Genomic DNA, 22409 nt, shown 5'->3' on the forward strand with positions numbered 1-22409 from the left:
AAGGGGCAGCAGAGCAATGCAGCAACTCAATCCTTCCGAAATTAGTGAAATCATCAAGGGTCGCATCGACAAGCTCGATGTGGCCTCCCAAGCCCGCAACGAAGGCACCATCGTCAGCGTGTCTGACGGTATCGTGCGTATTCACGGTCTCGCCGACGCTATGTACGGTGAAATGATCGAGTTCCCGGGCGGCGTCTATGGCATGGCCATGAACCTTGAGCGCGACTCTGTCGGCGCCGTGGTTCTGGGTGCATACCAGTCGCTGGCTGAAGGCATGAGCGCCAAGTGCACCGGCCGCATCCTCGAAGTTCCGGTTGGTCCGGAACTGCTGGGTCGCGTTGTTGATGCCCTGGGTAACCCTGTCGACGGTAAAGGCCCGCTGAACAACGTCGCTACCGACGCGGTTGAGAAGGTTGCACCGGGCGTGATCTGGCGTAAATCGGTCGACCAGCCAGTGCAAACTGGCTACAAGGCCGTCGATGCCATGATCCCGGTTGGTCGCGGTCAGCGTGAGCTGATCATCGGTGACCGTCAGATCGGTAAAACCGCTCTGGCCATCGACGCCATCATCAACCAGAAAAACAGCGGCATTTACTGCGTCTACGTGGCAATCGGTCAGAAGCAATCGACCATCGCCAACGTGGTTCGCAAGCTGGAAGAAAACGGCGCGTTGGCTAACACCATCATCGTCGCTGCCAGTGCCTCCGAATCCGCTGCGCTGCAATTCATTGCACCGTACGCCGGTTGCACCATGGGCGAATACTTCCGTGACCGCGGTGAAGACGCGCTGATCGTTTATGACGATCTGTCCAAGCAGGCTGTGGCGTATCGCCAGATCTCCCTGCTGCTGCGTCGGCCACCAGGCCGCGAAGCCTACCCAGGCGACGTGTTCTATCTCCACAGCCGTCTGCTGGAGCGCGCATCCCGCGTTTCCGAAGAGTATGTAGAGAAGTTCACCAACGGCGCTGTGACTGGCAAAACCGGTTCCCTGACCGCTCTGCCGATCATCGAAACCCAGGCTGGCGACGTTTCCGCGTTCGTTCCGACCAACGTGATTTCCATCACCGACGGTCAGATCTTCCTGGAATCGGCCATGTTCAACTCCGGCATCCGTCCGGCAGTGAACGCCGGTGTTTCGGTATCGCGTGTTGGTGGTGCCGCTCAGACCAAGATCATCAAGAAGCTCTCCGGTGGTATCCGTACCGCTCTGGCTCAGTACCGTGAATTGGCCGCTTTCGCCCAGTTCGCCTCTGACCTGGACGAAGCCACCCGCAAGCAGCTTGAGCATGGTCAGCGCGTTACCGAGCTGATGAAGCAGAAGCAATATGCGCCGATGTCCACCGCCGACATGGCGTTGTCCCTGTATGCCGCCGAGCGTGGCTACCTGGTCGACGTCGAGATCGCCAAGATCGGCAGCTTCGAACAAGCGCTGATTGCTTACTTCAACCGCGATCTGGCCGATCTGATGGCCAAGATCAACGTGAAGGGTGACTTCAACGACGAAATCGACGCTGGCATGAAAGCCGGTATCGAGAAGTTCAAAGCCACCCAAACCTGGTAAGCCGCGATGGGGGCCCAGGCCCCCATCCTGCTGGCCGATAGGTGTACCTATATAGGTGTTGCATGGCAGGCGCAAAAGAGATTCGCAGCAAGATTGCGAGCATCAAAAGCACGCAAAAGATCACCAGCGCCATGGAAAAGGTCGCTGTCAGCAAGATGCGCAAAGCACAAATGCGCATGGCTGCCAGCCGTCCTTACGCGGAGCGTATCCGCCAGGTGATTGGTCATCTTGCCAACGCTAACCCGGAATACCGTCACCCGTTCATGATCGACCGCGAAGTAAAGCGTGTGGGTTATGTGGTGGTGAGCAGTGACCGTGGTCTGTGCGGTGGCTTGAATACCAACCTGTTCAAGGCCCTGGTCAAGGACATGGCGGCAAACCGCGAACAAGGCGTAGAGATTGATATCTGCGTAGTAGGCAGCAAGGGTGCGGCGTTTTTCCGCAACTTCGGCGGTAACGTCGTTGCTGCAATCAGCCACCTGGGCGAAGAGCCGTCGATCAATGATCTGATCGGCAGCGTCAAGGTGATGCTGGATGCCTACCTGGATGGCCGTATTGATCGCCTGTCCGTGGTTTCCAACAAGTTCGTCAACACGATGACGCAGAAGCCGACAGTGGAGCAGTTGATTCCGCTGGAAGCCGATCCGGATCAAGATCTCAAGCATCACTGGGACTATCTCTACGAACCCGACGCCAAAGAGCTGCTTGACGGCCTGATGGTGCGCTACGTGGAGTCGCAGGTTTACCAGGCGGTGGTCGAGAACAACGCTGCTGAACAAGCAGCCCGGATGATCGCGATGAAGAATGCGACTGACAACGCCGGTGATCTGATCAGCGATCTACAGCTGATCTACAACAAGGCACGTCAGGCGGCGATCACCCAAGAGATCTCGGAAATCGTTGGCGGCGCTGCCGCGGTTTGATACCGGTTCAAATATTCAGAGGATCCAGCTATGAGTAGCGGACGTATCGTACAAATCATCGGCGCCGTGATCGACGTGGAATTCCCACGTGATCAGGTTCCGAGCATCTACGACGCCTTGAAAGTTCAAGGCGCCGAAACCACCCTCGAAGTTCAGCAGCAGCTGGGCGACGGCGTGGTTCGTACCATTGCGATGGGCTCGACCGAAGGCTTGAAGCGCGGTCTGGACGTCAGCAACACCGGCGCAGCCATCTCCGTACCCGTCGGTAAAGCGACTCTGGGCCGGATCATGGACGTACTGGGCAACCCAATCGACGAAGCCGGTCCGATCGGCGAAGAAGAGCGTTGGGGCATTCACCGCCCGGCACCTTCCTTCGCGGAGCAAGCTGGCGGCAACGACCTCCTGGAAACCGGCATCAAGGTTATCGACCTGGTCTGCCCGTTTGCTAAAGGCGGTAAGGTTGGTCTGTTCGGTGGTGCCGGTGTTGGTAAAACCGTAAACATGATGGAGCTGATCCGTAACATCGCGATCGAACACAGCGGTTACTCCGTGTTCGCCGGTGTGGGTGAGCGTACTCGTGAAGGTAACGACTTCTACCACGAGATGAAGGACTCCAACGTTCTCGACAAAGTAGCGCTGGTCTACGGTCAGATGAACGAGCCACCAGGCAACCGTCTGCGCGTAGCGTTGACCGGTCTGACCATGGCTGAGAAATTCCGTGACGAAGGTAACGACGTTCTGCTGTTCGTCGACAACATCTACCGTTACACCCTCGCCGGTACCGAAGTATCCGCACTGCTGGGCCGTATGCCTTCTGCAGTAGGTTACCAACCGACCCTGGCCGAAGAGATGGGCGTTCTGCAAGAACGTATTACGTCGACCAAGCAAGGTTCGATCACCTCGATCCAAGCGGTATACGTACCTGCGGACGACCTGACCGACCCGTCGCCAGCGACCACCTTTGCCCACTTGGACGCCACCGTCGTTCTGTCCCGTGACATCGCTTCCTTGGGTATCTACCCAGCGGTAGATCCACTGGACTCGACTTCGCGTCAGCTCGATCCGAACGTGATCGGCCAGGACCACTACGACACCGCTCGCGGCGTTCAGTACGTTCTGCAGCGCTACAAAGAGCTGAAAGACATCATCGCGATCCTGGGTATGGACGAGCTGTCGGAAACCGACAAGCAACTCGTATCCCGCGCTCGTAAGATTCAGCGCTTCTTGTCGCAGCCGTTCTTCGTGGCTGAAGTCTTCACCGGTGCTTCGGGTAAATACGTTTCCCTGAAAGACACCATTGCTGGCTTCAAAGGCATCCTCAACGGTGACTACGACCACCTGCCAGAACAAGCGTTCTACATGGTCGGCAGCATCGAAGAAGCTATCGAGAAAGCCAAGAAACTGTAATCCCAGCGCCCGGCAACGGGCGCTAATCAGGGTAGGGCAAGCAAATGGCTATGACAGTCCATTGCGATATCGTCAGCGCAGAAGGCGAAATCTTCTCCGGTTTGGTGGAGATGGTGGTTGCGAGCGGCAGCTTGGGTGATCTTGGTATCGCCATGGGCCACGCGCCGTTGATCACAGACCTGAAGCCGGGCCCGATTCGTCTGATCAAGCAAGGCGGCGACACCGAGGTGTTCTACATCTCCGGTGGTTTCCTGGAAGTGCAACCGAACATGGTTAAGGTTTTGGCCGACACCGTGCAACGTGCAGACGACCTGGATGAAGCTTCTGCTCAAGAGGCCGTTAAGGCCGCTGAGAAAGCTCTGCAAGAGAAAGGCTCGGAGTTCGACTACAGTGCCGCCGCTGCCCGTCTGGCCGAGGCTGCAGCCCAGCTGCGCACCGTTCAGCAAATTCGCAAGAAGTTCGGCGGCTAACCCCGCAGCTCTTCATCGCGATGAAGTAAAAGGGTAGCCTTGGCTACCCTTTTTCTTTTTCTGAAATAGGCTTTTCGCCCGCTTAGGGCGAGCGTTCCGCCTCGTAGTTGTTCTAGAAGTTCTTGTGCATTGCTCGCTGAACACCGCGTTCACCGAACCCCACATTCAACCTGCTCAGGACCCCGCCCCATGTCACTCGATATCGTCATCCTCGCCGCCGGCCAAGGCACCCGCATGCGTTCCGCATTGCCCAAGGTGCTGCACCCCATCGCCGGCAAATCCATGCTGGGACACGTTATCGACACCGCGCGCAAACTCGCGCCGAGCAGCATGCAGGTGGTGATCGGCCATGGCGCCGATAAAGTCCGTGAGCAACTGGCAGCAGACGACCTCAGCTTCGTGCTGCAAGCCGAGCAGCTCGGCACCGGCCATGCTGTGGCTCAGGCGCTGCCCAAACTGTCGGCAGACACCGTGCTGATTCTCTACGGCGACGTGCCGCTGATTGAAGAGCAAACGCTGCAACGCCTGCTCGCGCTGGTGAACGAGCAGCAGCTGGGTTTGCTCACCGTTGAACTCGCCGACCCGACCGGCTACGGCCGCATTCTGCGTAACGAACACGGAAGCGTGCAGGCCATCGTCGAACAGAAAGACGCCACAGACGCGCAACGCGCCATTCGCGAAGGCAACACCGGCATTCTCGCCGTGCCGGGCAAACGTCTGGCCGATTGGCTGGGCCGCCTGTCCAACAGCAATGCCCAGGGCGAGTACTACCTCACCGACGTAATCGCCATGGCCGTGGCCGATGGCCTGGTGGTCGCCACCGAACAGGCCGGCGATGAAATGGAAGTGCTTGGCGCCAACGACCGCATCCAGCTGGCCCAGCTCGAACGTCACTACCAGTACCGTGCCGGCCGCCGCCTGATGGCCCAGGGCGTGACGCTGATCGACCCGGCGCGCTTCGATGTGCGTGGTGAAGTCACCGTCGGCCGCGATGTTCTCATCGACATCAACGTCATTCTCGAAGGCCAGGTGATCCTTGAAGATAATGTGCAGATCGGCCCCAACTGCTTGATCAAAAACAGCACGCTGCGCAAAGGCGCCATCGTCAAAGCCAACAGTCACCTCGAAGGTGCCGAAGTGGGTGAAGGCGCCGACTGCGGCCCGTTTGCCCGCCTGCGTCCCGGTTCGGTACTGGGCGCCAAAGCCCATGTGGGTAACTTCGTGGAACTGAAAAATGCCGTGCTGGGCGAAGGCGCTAAAGCCGGGCACCTCAGCTACCTGGGCGACGCCCAGATTGGCGCGCGCACCAACATCGGCGCCGGCACCATCACCTGCAACTACGACGGCGCCAACAAGCACCGCACTGTGTTGGGCGCCGACGTGTTTATCGGCTCCAACAGCGCGCTGGTTGCGCCAGTCACCCTCGGAGACGGTGCCACCACCGGTGCCGGCTCGGTGATCACCGCGGATGTCCCCGCCCAAACCCTCGGCGTTGGCCGCGCCAAACAGCGCAACATCGAAGGCTGGAAGCGCCCGGTCAAGAAGTAACCGCTTGCCACTGGATCCCCGCCTGCACGGGGATAACGCCTATTTGGGTGTTATCGCCGTCATTCCCGCGCAGGCGGGAATCCAGAATCTCCCGCCGAATAAAAATCTCCAAACGCTCGGTTTTTTGCTGACAGCCGCTAAATAATTCTCCGACCTCCCCCTTGACGCAAAACCTTCGTTTTGTTTTGATTCGCGCACTTATCTTTCGAATCGAAACTTACGAATGTCGAAGCGCAACACTCCGCAACGTCGCCACACGATCCTCTCCTTGCTTGCCGAGCATGGCGAAGTGAGCGTCGACGAGCTGTCCAAAGCCTTCGCCACCTCGGAAGTCACCATCCGCAAAGACCTCGCCGCCCTCGAAACCAATGGCCTGCTGCTGCGCCGTTACGGTGGCGCGGTACCCATGCCGCAAGAGCTGATTGCCGACAGCGCGCAACCCGTTTCGCAGTACAAACAAGCCATCGCCCGCGCCGGGGTCGCCTGCATCAAGGAACACGCGCGCATCATCATCGACAGCGGCACCACCACGGCGGCGATGATTCCCCAGCTCGGCCACAAACCCGGCCTGGTGGTGATGACCAACTCGCTGAACGTGGCCAGCGCCTTGAGCGAGCTGGAACACGAACCGGTGCTGCTGATGACCGGCGGCACCTGGGACCCGCACTCCGAATCCTTCCAGGGCCAGGTAGCCGAACAGGTGCTGCGCTCTTACGATTTTGACCAGCTGTTTATCGGCGCCGACGGCATCGACCTGGCGCGCGGCACCACCACCTTCAACGAGCTGCTGGGCCTCAGCCGGGTAATGGCTGATGTCGCCCGCGAAGTGATCGTGATGGTCGAGTCCGACAAGATCGGCCGCAAGATTCCCAACCTGGAACTGCCTTGGAGCAGCGTCCAGACCTTGATCACCGATGACCGCCTCGACGTCGAGGCACGTGCATCCATCACCGCGCGTGGGGTTAACCTCATTTGCGCGGCGCTACCTGCTTAAGGAGATAAACCATGTGTGGCATCGTCGGCGCCGTCGCTGAACGCAACATCACCGCCATCCTCGTCGAAGGCCTGAAACGTCTGGAATACCGCGGCTACGACAGCGCCGGCCTGGCCGTCTTCAATAACGCAGGTGTGCTCGAGCGCCGTCGTCGCGTCGGCAAAGTCAGCGAGCTGGAACAGGCCCTGGCCGGTGAACCGCTGGCGGGCCGCCTGGGTATCGCCCACACCCGCTGGGCCACCCACGGTGCACCGAGCGAGCGCAACGCCCACCCGCACTTCTCCGGCAGTGACCTGGCGGTGGTGCACAACGGCATCATTGAAAACCACGAAGCCCTGCGCAAACAGCTGCAAGGCCTGGGTTACGTATTCAGCTCGGACACCGACACCGAAGTCATCGTCCACCTGCTCGACCATAAGCTCAAAGCGCTGGGCGACCTCACCGTTGCCCTCAAAGCCACCGTCAAAGACCTCCACGGCGCCTACGGCCTGGCCGTAATCAGCGCCAAACAGCCCGACCGCCTGCTCGCCGCCCGCAGTGGCAGCCCGCTGGTAATCGGCCTGGGCCTGGGGGAAAACTTCCTCGCTTCCGACCAATTGGCCCTGCGCCAGGTCACCGACCGCTTCATGTACCTGGAAGAAGGCGATATCGCCGAAATCCGCCGCGACAGCGTGCAGATCTGGAGCGTCGACGGTCAGCCCGTGGTGCGTGAAAGCGTGCAATACCACGAAGGCGCCGAGGCCGCCGACAAGGGCGAATACCGCCATTTCATGCTCAAGGAAATCCACGAACAGCCCAAGGTCGTGCAGCGCACCCTTGAAGGCCGCCTTGGCACCGACCATGTGTTGGTACAAGCCTTCGGCCCGCAAGCTGCCGAGCTGTTCGCCAAGGTGCAGAACGTGCAGATCGTTGCCTGCGGCACCAGCTTCCATGCCGGTATGGTTGCCCGTTATTGGCTGGAAGAATTGGCCGGCATTCCCTCCCAAGTCGAAGTCGCCAGCGAATTCCGCTACCGCAAAGTGGTGGTGCAGCCCGGCACCCTGTTCGTCAGCATCTCGCAGTCCGGCGAAACTGCCGACACCCTGGCCGCCCTGCGCAACGGCAAAGCCAAAGGCCCGGACAACGGCGGCTACCTGGCCAGCCTGGCCATCTGCAACGTGGGCATCAGCTCGTTGGTGCGTGAGTCCGACCTGACCCTGCTGACCCAGGCCGGCCCGGAAATCGGCGTGGCCTCCACCAAAGCGTTCACCACGCAGCTGGTGGCGTTGATGCTGCTCACCCTGTCGCTTGGCCAAGTGCGCGGCACCCTGGCCAAAGGCGTGGAGGCCGAACTGGTCGAAGAACTGCGTCGTCTGCCCACCCGCCTGGGTGAAGCCCTGGCCATGGACGGCACCGTAGAGAAAATCGCCGAACTGTTCGCCGAAAAACACCACGCTTTGTTCCTTGGCCGTGGCGCTCAGTACCCGGTGGCAATGGAAGGCGCGCTCAAGCTCAAAGAGATTTCCTATATCCACGCCGAAGCCTATCCGGCAGGTGAGCTGAAACACGGCCCGCTGGCATTGGTTGACGCCGATATGCCGGTGGTCACCGTGGCGCCAAACAACGAGCTGCTGGAAAAGCTCAAATCCAACCTGCAGGAAGTGCGCGCCCGTGGCGGCGAGCTCATCGTGTTCGCTGACGGCGAGGCGAACATGAGCAATGGCGAGGGCACTCACGTGGTGAACATGCCGCATATCTCCGATGCGCTGGCGCCGATTCTCTACACCCTGCCTCTGCAACTGCTGTCGTACTACGTGGCCGTGCTGCGTGGCACGGACGTTGACCAGCCGCGCAATCTGGCGAAGAGCGTGACAGTCGAATAGGACCTTTCAACGGCTGTGGATAAGGTTATCCACAGCCGTACTCAAGCCTTTCCTCTATCGTGCCCTTCTTATACGGGCCACGCTGGCCACCCCTTCCGGAAAAGGCCTTTCACCATGCAACCCTGGAAAACGCCCGCTTCCATCCTTCAGGTTCGCCGCATCCTCACCAGCTACCGTCATTGGCTCGGCCACGACCTGTTATCCGGCGCGCTCGACCTTGGTGCCGAGCAACTGGCCGACGCTGCCTATTACGCGCCACGCACGCTGCTCTCCCACGGCAACCAGGGCGACCCCGTTCTCAACTACGGCAACGCCGCTACCCTGGCGCTATGGGGTTACAGCTGGGACGAACTCACCGCCACGCCCTCCCGGCTGACCGCCGAACCAATGGAGCGCAGTGAACGCCAACGTTTTCTTGAACAAGTGAGCAGCCAAGGCCACGTTACCGACTACCGCGGCGTGCGTATCGCCAAAAACGGCCAACGGTTTTGGATTGAAAAAGCTGCCGTGTGGAATGTGCTTGATGAACAAGGCGAGAAGATTGGCCAGGCCGCCAGCTTCGACAGCTGGAAGTTGATCGAGCCCTAAGCTGCCCAGCGTGGCGCAGGCGTACGCCACTGCCTACACATCCGGCACCCATCTACTGGGGGCAGCCGTTACGGTCTCCTAGCCCTGCCAAGGAGAGCGCCCCCGCCTGCACAGACGCTGCTTGCATCTGCAAGCAGTCGACGCCACGAAGATTCTGACTTCCTGAAAAACCCCATCCGTGGAAGTCACCTTTATGCGCTCGATAGCCCGAGGCCTGCTAACGCTGTACCTGTCGTTTTGCATCGTCCTTTCCCCCCTCTTTCCTGCTCTTGCCCACGGGCAACCGGGCGCCACGCCCCAGCAGTTGCCCGAACTGGGCAGCGCAGCCGCGCCGGCACCCGCCAAACCACAGAACAATGAGCAGGCTTCGCACGGGTGGTTCGCGGCGGACACCGACAGCACGTTCACCGACAGAACCTTGGCAGCCGGTGCCATGCGTGACCGCACCGGTGGCGTTGATGAAGCAATGGCACGGGCCGGCGGCGCGTTGAGCGGCACTGCGAGCGGGGCAACCCAGCAATGGTTCAGCAGCCACGGCATCACGTCGGCACTGGCCTTGGGCGCGGGCCGACACGGTGTCAAAAGCGGCAGCCTTGATCTCCTGGTGCCCTTCTATAAGGCCGGTAACAGTATGGTCTTCAGCCAGGCCGGTATACGCCGGGCTAACACCTACACCAAGGACTATCGCAACACCGTCAACCTGGGCCTGGGCTATCGGCACGATGTCGGCAACTGGTTGCTGGGCCTAAACAGCTTCTACGACCGTGACCTCACCGCTAAAAACGAGCGTATAGGCTATGGCGTAGAAGCCTGGACCGACTTTCTCAAACTGAGCGCCAACACCTACCAGCCACTGTCCAGTTGGAAAACCTCGCCCGACCTCGATGACTACCTGGAACGCCCGGCCAGAGGCTGGGATGTGCGCGCCGAAGGCTACCTGCCGACCTACCCGCAACTGGGCGGCAAGTTGGCCTACGAGCAGTACTACGGCGATGAAGTCAGCCTGTTTTCCGGTGCTGATCGCAAGAAAGACCCAAACTCAATGACGGTGGGTGTGATCTACAACCCCGTGCCCTTGATGGGGCTGAACCTGGACCACCGGTTTGGCCTGGGCGGGCAAACCGATACCTCGGCCAATCTGACCTTCACGTACCGCCTGGGTGAACCACTGGCCAGGCAGCTTTCCAGCGACAACCTGATGGCCAGCCGCCTGCTCGAGCGCATGCGCTATGACCTGGTATCGCGCAACAACGAAATCGTGCTGAACGTTAAAAAAGACCTCGTCGAGCTGCGCCTGCAGGCTGTTATCTCCGGCACGGAAAACACTGCCGTGCCGCTGCAACTAACGGGTGCCGATATGTTGCAAAGCCTGGCGTGGACAGGCAGCGCTGCCGGTTTTATCGCCGCCAACACCCGCAGTACGCAAACAATGCTCCACCTGCCGGCCTATAACGCCAACGGCAGCAACACCTACAGCCTTCAGGCCAACGGTATCGACCGCGGCGGACGCGCGGTGACCTCCAATCTGATGACGGTAATGGTGTTGTCCGTGGGAGTGGCGGTGGTTGCCAGTTCCGCCTCAATCGAGGCCAACGGCACCGACACCACCACCTTGAGCGCCACTGTTACCGATGCCCAGGGCCAGCCAGTAGGGGCAGGCCATACGGTGACTTGGACAACTACCGCCGGCACCCTCGCCAGCACCACCTCCAGCACCGATGCCAACGGCGTCGCCACCATGGTGCTGACCAGCTCAACCACCGCAGGTACTGCCACCGTGCAGGCAGCGGCCAGCGCGGCAAGCGCCACCTTTGCCGTCACCTTCACCGCCGGCGCAGCCAGCGCGCTGCAACTGGAAGCAACGCCGGCCTCGATAACCGCCGATGGTATTGCCACCTCCTCATTGCTTGCGACCGTTAGCGATGTGCACGGCAACCCGGTGGCCGCTGGCGTCAGCGTGAGCTGGAGCACCAGCGCCGGCACCCTCGCCAGCCCAACCTCGCTCACCGATGCCAATGGTGTCGCCACGGTGGTGCTCACCAGCTCGACCACCGCAGGCGCAGCCACTGTGCAAGCCACCTCCGGCAGCGCAAGCGGCTCGGCGACGGTTATCTACAGCGCAGGCGTGCTCGCGGCTATTACGGTGAGCTCGGCAGCAGCCTCGATTACTGCCGATGGCACCAGCACCACCACCCTGAGCGCCAGTGTTGAAGACGCCAATGGCAACAGTGTGGGGGCGGGTGTAACCGTAAACTGGAGCACCAGCGCCGGCACTCTTGCCAGCGCCACCTCCACCACCAATGCCAACGGTATCGCCACGGTGGTGCTCACCAGCTCGACCACCGCCGGCACCGCTACCGTGCAAGCCACCTCTGGCACCGCAAGCGGCTCGGCCACGGTTATCTATAGCGCCGATGTACCGGCGGCTATCGCGGTGAGCTCGGCAGCGGCCTCCATTACCGCCGATGGCACCAGCACCACCACCCTGAGCGCCAGTATTGAAGACGCCAATGGCAACAGTGTGGGGGCGGGCGTCACGGTAAGCTGGAGCACCAGCGCCGGAACCCTCGCCAGCGCCACCTCCACCACCAATGCCAACGGTATCGCAACGGTGGTGCTCACCAGCTCGACCACCGCCGGCACCGCCACCGTGCAAGCCACCTCCGGCAGCGCAAGCGGCTCGGCGACGGTTATCTTTCTCGGCCCCGCGGCGGTTATTAGCCTGAGCCCGGCAGCGGCCTCAATCACTGCCGATGGCACCAGCACAACTACCCTGAGCGCCAGTGTTGAAGACGCCAATGGAAACAGTGTGGGGGCGGGTGTCACCGTAAGCTGGAGCACCAGCGCAGGCAGTCTTGCCAGCGCCACCTCCACCACCAATTCCAGCGGTCTTGCCACGGTGGTGCTGACCAGCTCGACCACTGCAGGCACCGTTACCGTGCAAGCCGCCTCTGGCAGCGCAAGCGGTTCGGCGACGGTAACCTTTCTTGCCCCCGCGGCAGCTATTAGCTTGAGCCCGGCAGCAGACTCGATTACGGCCGACGGCACCAGCACCACTACCCTGAGTGCGCGTGTCGAAGATGCCAATGGCAGCGCGTTAGGTGCAGGGCAAACGGTGAACTGGAGCACCCCGGCTGGCACGCTGGGCAGTGCAACTTCCACGACCGATGCCACTGGCGTGGCCACGGTGGTATTGACCAGTGCGACCACAGCCGGGGTAGCCGATGTGACCGCTCGCGTCGGTACGGTGCAAAGCTCCGCCACCGTAACGTTTGCGGCCGGGCCTGCTGCAAGCTTGGTGCTAACGGCGCCTGCTACCGCCAATATCAATCGAACTGTAACGCTCAGTGCCACCCTTACGGACGCCCACGGCAACCTGGTTGGCGCCGGTGTTGGAGTGGCATGGGACGGGGATAAAGTCGTTGGCTCCACCACCAACACCAACGCCAACGGAGTTGCCACTTTTGTGTTTGGCCGCACGACGCCCGGACCAGTCACGATTCGGGCCACCTCGGGTACATTGAGCGATTCGATCACGGTAACCTATCAATAAAAGGGCGATTAACGTACCGGGTCCAGGCCCTCTCATCGCGTTGATGAAGTGAAATATGTTCACCTCTTAGCCCTAAAAAAGCGCTCCGACTTATCGGGGCGTTTTGTTTAACCCGACCGCCCGCTCCTGTATACCAGTGCTATTCGTTCGCCGGCCCCTTACAACCCCACCCCCAGAAACCACCGGTAGTACGGATTGCCGCTATCGCGCTGCATCACCCCCCGCACCGCCTGTTCCCACTCCTGCCGTTTGCCTTGATAGGCCAGCAGCCCCACGCCGTAGAAGCTTTGCAGGCGCTCTTGCTGGACCGTCACGGCATTCACCAGCGCAGGGTCGGCATTCGTCAGCGGTGGGCGGGTGGTTTTGCCGAGCAGGGCGGGCAGGGTGCGGATGATTTCATCGTGCTTTACCCAGGGGGCGTATTCGATGCGCGGGTAGTCGTCGGTTACGGCACGGACGTCGCCTGCAAAGCTTTCCAGGCCGGCGCGGTCGGTTACCCAGGTGCCGAGCAGGGCCGCCGGGTTGGCGATGCCGACCTGGCGCAGGGCGGTCGCAACGCTGGGCTGTTCGAAGCGTTGTGCAATGCGGGTTGCATCCAGTGGCATGGGTTGCTGGGAGCCGACCAACAGCATCTCGTGGAATTCGGTGGTCCACAGCGAGGCGTGGGGGAATACGTCGAGAAAGGCGCGTACCAAAGCGCGGCTTTCGTCCAGGGTTTGGGTGGGCAGCGGCAGCCATTGGGCGACGATGCCGTTGCTGTTCAGGAGGCTGGCGGCCAGTTGGTAGAAGTCGCGCGAATACAGGTTCACCACCCCGGCGGCCGAGGGCGGCGGCGGTTCAAGGGTGATGAGGTCGTAGGTATCGGCGTTTCTCAGCAGTTCGCGGCGGCCGTCGCGCAGGCGGATGTCCAAGCGCGGGTCGCTGGCGGCGTCGAAGTTGCCTTTGAACAGCGACGCAGCGCTGACCACGGCGGGCAGCAGTTCGGCGACTACCGGCTTTTCCAGCGCCGGGTATTGCAGCAGGGCGCCGGCGGTGATGCCGGTACCAAAGCCGATGACCAGTGCCGAGCGCGGTTCGCCGCTGTGGATAAGAAGCGGCAGCAGCGCTTGCAGGCGCATATAGCGCAACGACGGCATGGCATCGCCAGTGTTGGATACGCCCTGGATATACAGGCGGTTGAAGCGTTGCTGCGGGTTGCCCTGGGTGACAACGGCCACGGTGCCGCCGCTGCCTTCTTCGTAAAAGGCCAGCGTGCCTTTCTGCGCACCCGGCAGCAGGTCTGCCAGGGTTTGCGGCGGGGTGAAGAGGCCCACGGCCACCGACGCCAGAGCGACTACGGTGACCGCATTGCGCAGCCGGTGTGTCACCCGCTCGCCAAAGCTCACGGCAACCAAGCCGATCAACCCGGCCAGCACCGCCAGCAGGCCCAGGCTGTGCACCAGGCCCAGAAACGGAATCAGTACAAAGCCGCAGAGCATCACACCGACAATGCCGCCAAGGGTGTTCAACGCCACAATGGCGCCCACATCTCGCCCCACATGGCGGCTGTCCACGGCCAGGCGCAGGGCCAGGGGAAACGCGGCGCCAAGCAAGGTGGTGGGCAGAAAAACGATGGTCAGCGCCGCCACCAGAAACCGCGCGCACATGCCGGCCAGTTCATTGTCGGTGCTGATCAGCACCCACGCCTCCACGTGGCTTTGCGCATCCACCAGCCAGCGGCCGAGGCCGGCGATTTCCAGCAGGGCCAGCAGACCGGCGCCGGCGATCAGCAGGCCGAACAGGCCCCATGGGTCGCGCAGGGTATCGGCACGTCGGGCATACAGGGCGCTGCCCAGCACCAGCCCGGCAAGGTAGGTGGCGAGCATTACCGAGAAGGCGAACGTGCGGGTGCTCATAAATTGCACGATGGCTTGCGACCATAGCACTTCGTAACCCAGCGCCACCCCGCCGGCGACGCTATAGAGCACCAGCGCCAGGCGCGCGGCCTTGCTGCGCGGGTTGCGCTCGAGCATGGGCGTGGCCGGCAATAGCCGTTGACCGCGGTGTTGCCACAGCGCGCCGAGGGCGGCGAGCAGGTTGAGCGCGGCGGCAGCAAAAGCGGTGCCGCGCACACCCAGTGCGGGAATCAATACGAAGGCAGTGAGCAGCGTGCCGGCAATGGCGCCGGCGGTATTGGCTGCATATAAACGGCCGCCGGCGCTGCCAAGCTGGTCGGTGGCGGGGCCAATGGCGCGCATCAGCACCGGCAAGGTGCCGCCCATCAGGAGGGCCGGAACGCCCACCAGGGCGAACGGCAGCAACCAGGCGAGCAGCCCGATCTGCGCTTCCAGGCGGGCAAATAAACCGGCGGCATTACCCAGGCCATAGGTGGCGGCAATGCCCAACACGGCGACCATCACTTCCAGCCCGGCGTACAGCAAAACGGGGCGCGCCAGGCGGTCGGCGAGGCGGCCAAAGGCCAGGCTGCCGAAGGCTAAACCGGCAAAAAACGCGCTAACGCCCGTGGTAATGGCGTACACCTCCACGCCCACCACCAACGACAGCTGTTTTATCCACAGCACTTGGTAAATCAGCGCCGCGCCGCCGGAAACAAACAGCAGCAAGGCGCACATAAGCAGGGCCGGGCTGGCCGCAACGGGGGTGACGCGGGAGGTGTGAGCGGGAGTCTTTGAACGGCTCGCAGACGGCATTGTGTAGCGGTCCTTGTTCAATGGCGGGTGCGGGTAAAACGCGGGTGCGGCTTCAAACGAACGAGACCGGCGCAGTGGCCGGTCCCGAAGTAAAACAGGTTGCTCGCCGCCTGACGAGCAACGGTCACTGGCTATTGTTTGGCCGGAGGTTTTGCATTCATTTCTTCGGCAATTTTCAGCGATGCCAGTTGCACTAAAGCTGTGCATGGGACTGACGGCGTGGGGAGTGAAGAACACCGTCGTCCGCTGTAGGCGTGAGGGCGTCGATTCGGAACCCAGGCGCTTGCCGGAGTACGTCTATCCCCCAGCAGATTCTGGATTCCCGCCTGCGCGGGAATGACTGAGGGGGGCATAAAATGCCGTCGCCCCCTGTAGGCGGGGGTCCGACGATCCGGGGCCACAATCTGTTAGCAGAGAAGCGTTTTAGCCGTCTCTAGGCCTCGCGCAACGCCTTCAAATCCGCAATCTGCTGCCCCGCTCCATCAAAGTTATCCACAGCCAGCCAGCGTTCGTACCCTTTGGCGATCTCGGGCCATTCGCTGTCGATGATGGAGTACCAGGCGGTGTCGCGGTTGCGGTCTTTGATGACCATGTGCTGGCGGAACAGGCCTTCGTAGCTGAAGCCGAAACGCTCGGCGGCGCGCTTGGAGCGGGCGTTGCCGTTGTTGCATTTCCATTCCAGGCGGCGGTAGCCGTGGTCGAAGGCGTGCTTGGCCAGCAGGTAAATGACTTCGGTGGCCTGCACGCTGCGTTGCATCACGCGGCCGTAGCAGATATGGCCGATCTCGATGCTGCCGTGCACCGGGGCGATGGTCAGGTAGCTGAGCAGGCCTTGTACCTGGCCGCTGGTTTGTTCTACCACGGCGAAAAACAGGGGGTCTTTGCTGGCGGCGTTGTTGCTCAGCCAGGTGTCGAAGGCCGCGCGCTCGGCGAAGGGGCCGTAGGGCAGGTAGTCCCACAGTAACGGGTCGGAGTCGGGGCCTTGCAGAGCTTGCCACAGGTCATCGCCATGGTGTGCCGGGTCGAGGGCTTCCAGGCGTACGGTGCGGCCTTGCAGGGTGTCGCGGGTGGGTGCGACGACGGGTGTCCAGTTCAGGTGCGGGGTCAGGCTCATGGGTCGGTTCCTGGCAATTCAAGCGAAGAGTTTGCGGTACTGCACAAAGCCGGATCGGTCGGCGATCTTGTCGTACAGGTGCATGGCGTCGGTGTTGGTTTCGTGGGTCAGCCAGTGCACGCGAGAAGCGCCGGCGGCCTTGGCTTGCTGGTAGACGTGTTCGATCAGTTGGCGGCCAATACCGCCGCCGCGAATGCCTTCGTCTACGTACAGGTCTTGCAGGTAGCAGTAGTTGCCGACCGTCTAGGTGGAGCGGTGGTAGATAAAGTGCACCAGGCCCACCGCTTTGTCGCCTTGCCAGGCCAACGCGGCGTTGATGGGTTCGGCGCCGTCGAGGAAGCGTTGCCAGGTGGTGGCGCTGGTGTCATCGCTGATCACGGTTTTATAGAAGCGCTGGTAGCCCTGCCACAACGGCAGCCAGGCGGCGTGATCGGCGGCGGTGATGGCGCGGATGCTCAAGGTACTCATTGGGTTTCCTTTACTGGGAGCCGTGGGGTGGCATGCGGGCGGCCAGTTGGGCCTCGTTGCTCAGGCCGCTGCCGGCCAGGTTGGCGCGCACGCTGTCGTAGTCGGTTCTGTCGCGGTTCTGGCCCAGTTTCCATTTGCCTTCCAGGCGTTCGATGGGCAGTTCGAAGCCGACGATGGCGCGCAGCATGCTGTCGATATAGGCCGGCGGCGCTTCGTCGAGGGTCCAGGGCTGGGCGCGGCCTTGCTCGTGGTGGGCGGTCAATTCGCTCAGCAACAGACGCAGGCGTTCGGGGTCATCGAAGGTTTCGGCCTGGCCGTAGGCGTGAATGGCGATGTAGTTCCAGGTGGGCACCGCTTTGCCGTGTTCGGCTTTGCTCGGGTAGTAGCCGGGGCTGATGTAGGCCTGCTCGCCAGGGAAGATCACCAGCACTTCGGCGCCTGCCTGGAAGGTTTTCCATTGCGGGTTGGCCTTGGCGAAGTGGCCTTTCAAGGTGCCCAGGTTTCCGGCGCCCGGCACCAGCAGCAAGGGAAGATGGCTGGCTTGCATGCCGTTTTCGTCTTGGCTGACCAGAATGGCCAAGGGTGTTTGCACCATCTGCGCGTGCAGGGTGGGCAGGTCTTCTTCGCGAAATGCAGCAGGCGTGTACATGGTGGCTCTCCAACAGATGGACTGATGCTAGGGGAGCTATTGGTCTGTTGTAAGAGCCATTTATGGCTATTTTCATGGGGCCAATTTAGGCTGAGAAACCGCGACGCTTTGTTGTGGGAGAGGCGTCAGCCTCGATTGGGCCGCTTGCAAAGGTTTCAAACGGAGCCCTATCAACGCCAACAGTATCGCGGCTAAGCCGCTCCTACAGGTTCTTCGTTATGCCACCGACGCCGCTTCCGTTTGACCCTTCGGGTATCCAGCTGGACCGCAAGCAGGGTTTGTCACGCCAGCTCTATCAGGCCCTGCGTGAGCGCATCCTCGGCGGCCAGCTCGGCAGCCTGGTGCGCCTGCCGGCTACTCGCGATCTGGCAGAAGCCCTGGGGGTGTCGCGCAATACCGTGGTGCGTGCCTACGACCAGCTGTATGCCGAAGGGTATCTGCAGGGGCGCATTGGCGATGGCACCTACGTGGCGGAATTGGCCACCAAGGGACGTGGCAAGACGGCGAAGAAACCGGTCGAGCCGCCCAGCAGCGTGCCGCACAGCAACCTGCTCGATCGTTTGCAAACTCAGTATCTGCCCGAGCCGCGCCTGGATGCGCCGCGGGCCTTTCGCGTCGGCATTCCGGCCTTTGACCTGTTTCCCTTCGAAACCTGGGCGCGCCTGCAGGCCAATTTCTGGCGTCGCCCGCCCATGGCCAGCCTCGGTTATGGCGCTGCGGCCGGCGACCCGCAGCTGCGCGAGCTGATCGCCGCCTATCTGCGCAATAGCCGTGGGCTGGTGTGTGACCCGGCGCAGGTGATCATCACCAGTGGCGCTCAGCAGGCCATCAGTTTGTGCGCGCAACTGTTGGTGAATGTTGGCGATGGCGTGGCAGTGGAAAACCCCGGTTACCGCGCCGCCGGCAAAGCGTTTGCCCTGGCCGGTGCGCGCCTGCATGGCGTGGCGGTGGACGAAGACGGCTTTGATAGCCGGCAATTGGCCGGGCTCAAGGATTGCCGCCTGGCGTATGTCACGCCCTCGCACCAATACCCCACGGGCGTGACCCTGTCGTTGCCACGCCGCTTGCAGTTGCTGGAATGGGCGGCGCGCGAGCAGGCCTGGATTGTCGAGGACGATTACGACGGCGAGTACCGTTACCGGGGCACGCCGTTGTCGCCGCTGGCGGCGTTGGACCAGCATGGTCGGGTGCTGTATGTGGGCACCTTTTCCAAGATCGCATTCCCCGGTTTGCGCCTGGGCTATCTGGTGGTTCCGCCGGCGCTGACGGCCGCATTCAGTCAGGTGCGCGCCCTGGGGGTGCGCCATTCGGAAATCGGCACCCAGGCAGTGATGGCCGAGTTTATTGCGGCGGGGCATTTCCAGCGGCACATCCGCCGCATGCGCCGCGCGGCTCAGGCGCGCCGCGATGCCGTGCTCAAAGGTTGGCCGAGCGAGGTGGCCGGTTGTCAGCCATTGCCTGCGGTGGACGCCGGCCTGCACCTGAGCGTGCGGGTGGCCAGCCGGGCACGGGAGCTGGAATTGGTGGAAAAGGCGGCGGCGGTGGGTGTGGAGCTCAATGCCCTGAGTGACTACTGGCTGGACGATTCACCGGGCAGTGCCGACGAGCGTGCCGGGCTGGTGCTGGGCTTTGCCGGGGTTAACCAAGCCCATATCGCCATTGCGCTGGCGGCGCTGAAGAAAGCGTGGAGGCAATAAAAAACCCGGAGCAAAGCGCCGGGTTTTTTGTGTAGCCAATGACTTAGTTCTGACGAATACCGGCCACCAGCCACGGTGCGTTTTCGCTATTGGCTCGCTCCATGCGCCAGCTTTCGCTGAAGGCTTCACCTTGGTCGAAACGCGAGGTTTTGACGGTGCCGCTGAAGGTCAGGGTGGCTACGGTTTTATCAGCCAGTTCGTCGATACCCTCGAGCTGTGCGTGCAGGTCTTCCACGTAGGTGGACTGGAAGCCGTCGCCCAGATCGGCGCGCTCGGTTTTCAGGAAGCTGAGCATCTGCGGGGTCACGAACTCGGCGATCTTGTCCATTTCCGCCGCGTCCCAATGCTGTTGCAGGGCCATGAAGTGCTCTTTGCCGGCTTCGACAAAACGCTGCTCATTGAACCAGCTCGGCGCATTGATCACTGGCGCTGCGGCTGCCGCGCTGCTGCCACCAAAAATGGTGTTGGCGGGCGGAATAACCGGTTGGTTCGGCGGCAGATCACGCTGCATCGGTGCATAGCCACCCACGCCAGCCGGTTGCCCAGCGGCTTGCTGACGGCGACGTGCGGCGATAAAGCGGAAGATCACAAAGGCGATCAGGCCGATGATGAGGAAGTCGAATATTTGCATGCCCTGGAAGCCACCGCCCATAAACATGGAGGCCAGCAGGCCGCCAGCGGCCAGGCCTGCCAGTGGGCCCAGCCAGCGCGAGGCGCCGCCGGCTGCAGCAGCGGCCGGTGCGGCTTTACCCGGCGCAGCCGCTTGGCTGGCCGGCGGGGTGGCCTGACGGGTTTGGTGGGTAGGCGCGGAGCCGAAGGATTTACCGCCGCCCATGCGCTTTGCATTGGCGTCGAGGCTGAGCGTCAACGCTACGCAAAGCATCATGGCCAGGCTGATGAAACGCTTCATGGTTCACAACTCTCTTAAATGGATTCAACGCGCGCCATGTTGCACAGGGCGCTTGATGATGACCAGCGGCAGTATGTTTCCGGATTTATGCCCTAACGCTTATTGACTGTCAGGACCGCAGCCAAGCTTAACGCGCAACTGATGATCTTTATGTAGGACAATGCTGCCCGGCTTGCCGTTCGTGTAATCGAAGTTACGGCTGAACCAGGCCGCCGACTCCGTCAGCGTGGCGTCTGCCGCTGGCACGGCAAGTTCCCAATCCGGGTCATCGGCCAGGCGACAGCCCGCACTCAGCTGGTAGCGCGGTGCGTCATCGCCCACCCCGGGGGCCTGGGGTTCGGGCTGAAACGGCATGCTGATCAGCATCAGGCCTTTGCTGCCGTCATTGACGTACTGGAACAGCAGCTCCTCACCGCGGATATCCAGCAAGCCGCTGCCCACCCGTTCAAAGCCGAACGGCTGGATTTTGATCAGCACGCCGCGACTGCGCTGGTACACCCAGCCAGGCTTGCTGGTGTCCAGAGGGCTGGAGGAGTAGGAGAGGGTTTCCAGGTGCTGCAGGCGCAGTTTGCCAGCGCCATCGGAGTAAGCATGGAACAGCTCGTAAGCACCATCGCCCCGCGCTTTGATCAGCGCTTGCCCCTCGCCAATTGGCAGCACCTCACGCAAGCGCAAGTCTTCGCCGCCGTCGCCGGCTATCGCCCGGTTGACGGTCTGGCCCTGACGCAACTGATAAACAAGCTGCTCGATCGGTGCCTTGCCGTTTTGCGGGCGGTAGGCAAAGCGCAGCGCTTCTATCTGCCAGTGTGGCGTTTTGACCACCACCCGGCTCGTTGCTGGCAATACGCAGCGCTGCTGGCGTATGGCGGCGGTGACGCCGGGGTAGTCATCGTTAAGGCAGAAGTCTTCGGCCATCACCGACTTCGATGGGTAGGGCTCTTTGTCCGCGCCCAGGCGCGGGTTGGCGTTGTTGGGGCACGCGGGCGGTTGCAGATCGAGGGTATCGCGGTTGTCGGCGTAGCCGTCGCCTTCTTCACGCAGGTCGACATACCAGCGCTCCAGCGCCGGACGGGGCAGTTTCTGCGTCGCCTTCAAGCGCAGCTGGGGCGTGGCGCCGGAGGCCAGCTCGAAGTTGGTGTCAAACCACGCCGGGCCATGCTGGAACATCAATTGTTCCAGCGTCGATTCGGGGAACCTGGCGTACACCAGCGGATGGGTGAACTCGAACTGCGGCAGCGCAAAGCAGGCTTTCTCCAGCGGCAGTTCAGCCACCGGCTTGCCCTGGCTGATGCTGACCGCGTGAATACTCGACGTGGGCTGGTGGTAACCCTCTTCAGCCATCAGGGCGATATCGCCGCGCACATCCAGCAGCACGCCAGAGCCGATATCCACCACGCGCAGTGGGTTGATTTGCACCAGGTGCAGATGGTTTTCCTGTTGCACCGAAATCCAGCCAGGCATGCGGGCGTCGGTAAACCAGTTCTGGGTGAGGTCGCGCACCAGCGACTGGCTGCGCAGGCGGTCGTTCTCCATATACAGGCGGGCCAACTCGAAATTGCCACTGGTGCGGTACAGCACCAGGGCATCGTTGGGGCCGGCGCTGACGGCTTCGAACACGGTGGTCAGCTGGGCGTCTTCCTCATTGGCGCCCAAGGCCAGGCCGAGTTTTTCGTTGCTTAGCGGGCGCCCGTTTACGCGCAGCATGATGGTCACCTCCTCGCGCCGCATGCCGGTGTTCCAGTCGCGGTAATGGCTGACTTTGCGCTCGACCGACAGCGCCGGGCCGTCTTTGCCAAACCAGCCGGCAACGGCCGTGAGGGGGATAAGAAAAGAGGCGAGCAAAGCCAATACAGGAGAGAGGCGCACGGCGAGAATCCTTTCGACCGAAAATGGGGGGCGCAAAAGCATCGCGGCTAAAGCCGCTCCCACAGGTTTCACGCGTACCCGTAGGAGCGGCTTTAGCCGCGATTGGTTC

General features: G+C 61.9%; 15 protein-coding genes and 1 pseudogene. 10 read left to right on the plus strand and 6 right to left on the minus strand.

Features of this window, described 5'->3' with window-relative positions:
• Positions 1-16 precede the first annotated feature (16 nt).
• From atpA to PKE98_RS01900, 9 genes are all read left to right on the plus strand, one after another.
• Positions 17-1561: a F0F1 ATP synthase subunit alpha gene (gene atpA / locus PKE98_RS01860; protein ID WP_271193568.1), complete on the plus strand. Its 1545-nt coding sequence runs from the start codon at positions 17-19 to the stop codon at positions 1559-1561.
• A 62-nt stretch (positions 1562-1623) separates the two neighbouring features.
• Positions 1624-2484, plus strand: a complete 861-nt coding sequence (atpG, locus tag PKE98_RS01865) for a F0F1 ATP synthase subunit gamma (protein WP_271193569.1) — start codon at positions 1624-1626, stop codon at positions 2482-2484.
• Between the two features lie 30 nt (positions 2485-2514).
• Entirely contained in the window at positions 2515-3891 is a 1377-nt protein-coding gene (atpD, locus tag PKE98_RS01870; RefSeq protein WP_271193570.1) for a F0F1 ATP synthase subunit beta, read from the plus strand.
• Positions 3892-3935: 44 nt separating this feature from the next.
• Positions 3936-4361 (plus strand): F0F1 ATP synthase subunit epsilon, encoded by a 426-nt coding sequence (locus PKE98_RS01875; protein WP_271193571.1) that lies wholly within the window; start codon positions 3936-3938, stop codon positions 4359-4361.
• A 189-nt stretch (positions 4362-4550) separates the two neighbouring features.
• Positions 4551-5909 carry a bifunctional UDP-N-acetylglucosamine diphosphorylase/glucosamine-1-phosphate N-acetyltransferase GlmU gene (gene glmU / locus PKE98_RS01880; protein ID WP_271193572.1) on the plus strand — a complete coding sequence of 453 codons (1359 nt, stop codon included), beginning with the start codon at positions 4551-4553 and terminating at the stop codon, positions 5907-5909.
• A gap of 223 nt (positions 5910-6132) precedes the next feature.
• On the plus strand, positions 6133-6903 hold the full coding sequence (locus tag PKE98_RS01885) for a DeoR/GlpR family DNA-binding transcription regulator (RefSeq protein ID WP_271193573.1): 771 nt from the start codon (positions 6133-6135) through the stop codon (positions 6901-6903).
• 11 nt (positions 6904-6914) lie between these two features.
• Entirely contained in the window at positions 6915-8765 is a 1851-nt protein-coding gene (gene glmS, locus PKE98_RS01890) for a glutamine--fructose-6-phosphate transaminase (isomerizing) (RefSeq protein WP_271193574.1), read from the plus strand.
• Positions 8766-8879: 114 nt separating this feature from the next.
• Entirely contained in the window at positions 8880-9353 is a 474-nt protein-coding gene (locus tag PKE98_RS01895) for an MEKHLA domain-containing protein (RefSeq protein WP_271193575.1), read from the plus strand.
• A 193-nt stretch (positions 9354-9546) separates the two neighbouring features.
• Positions 9547-12906 (plus strand): Ig-like domain-containing protein, encoded by a 3360-nt coding sequence (locus tag PKE98_RS01900; RefSeq protein ID WP_271193576.1) that lies wholly within the window; start codon positions 9547-9549, stop codon positions 12904-12906.
• Positions 12907-13064: 158 nt separating this feature from the next.
• Here PKE98_RS01900 and PKE98_RS01905 read toward each other — a convergent pair whose 3' ends face one another.
• From PKE98_RS01905 to PKE98_RS01920, 4 genes and pseudogenes are all read right to left on the minus strand, one after another.
• A complete protein-coding gene (locus PKE98_RS01905) occupies positions 13065-15596 on the minus strand; it encodes a fused MFS/spermidine synthase (protein WP_373877794.1) in 2532 nt (843 codons plus the stop codon).
• Positions 15597-16029: 433 nt separating this feature from the next.
• Entirely contained in the window at positions 16030-16704 is a 675-nt protein-coding gene (locus PKE98_RS01910) for a GNAT family N-acetyltransferase (protein WP_373877802.1), read from the minus strand.
• Positions 16705-16728: 24 nt separating this feature from the next.
• Positions 16729-17178 (minus strand): annotated as a pseudogene (locus tag PKE98_RS01915) (GNAT family N-acetyltransferase).
• A gap of 10 nt (positions 17179-17188) precedes the next feature.
• The gene (locus PKE98_RS01920) at positions 17189-17827 is read right to left on the minus strand and encodes an FMN-binding negative transcriptional regulator (RefSeq protein ID WP_271193578.1); all 639 of its coding nucleotides are present in this window, start codon (positions 17825-17827) and stop codon (positions 17189-17191) included.
• Between the two features lie 218 nt (positions 17828-18045).
• On the opposite strand from PKE98_RS01920, the gene pdxR reads away from it, so the two are divergent.
• Positions 18046-19524, plus strand: coding sequence for a MocR-like pyridoxine biosynthesis transcription factor PdxR (gene pdxR, locus PKE98_RS01925; protein ID WP_271193579.1), 1479 nt, complete (start codon positions 18046-18048; stop codon positions 19522-19524).
• A gap of 43 nt (positions 19525-19567) precedes the next feature.
• Here the strand turns inward: pdxR and PKE98_RS01930 are convergent, their stop codons facing one another.
• Together PKE98_RS01930 and PKE98_RS01935 are read right to left on the minus strand one after the other, a co-directional pair.
• Positions 19568-20434 (minus strand): Tim44 domain-containing protein, encoded by an 867-nt coding sequence (locus PKE98_RS01930; protein WP_271193580.1) that lies wholly within the window; start codon positions 20432-20434, stop codon positions 19568-19570.
• A gap of 99 nt (positions 20435-20533) precedes the next feature.
• On the minus strand, positions 20534-22300 hold the full coding sequence (locus PKE98_RS01935) for a hypothetical protein (RefSeq protein WP_271193581.1): 1767 nt from the start codon (positions 22298-22300) through the stop codon (positions 20534-20536).
• Positions 22301-22409 lie beyond the last annotated feature (109 nt).

Source organism: Pseudomonas turukhanskensis (assembly GCF_027922365.1).
GTDB lineage: Bacteria > Pseudomonadota > Gammaproteobacteria > Pseudomonadales > Pseudomonadaceae > Aquipseudomonas > Aquipseudomonas turukhanskensis.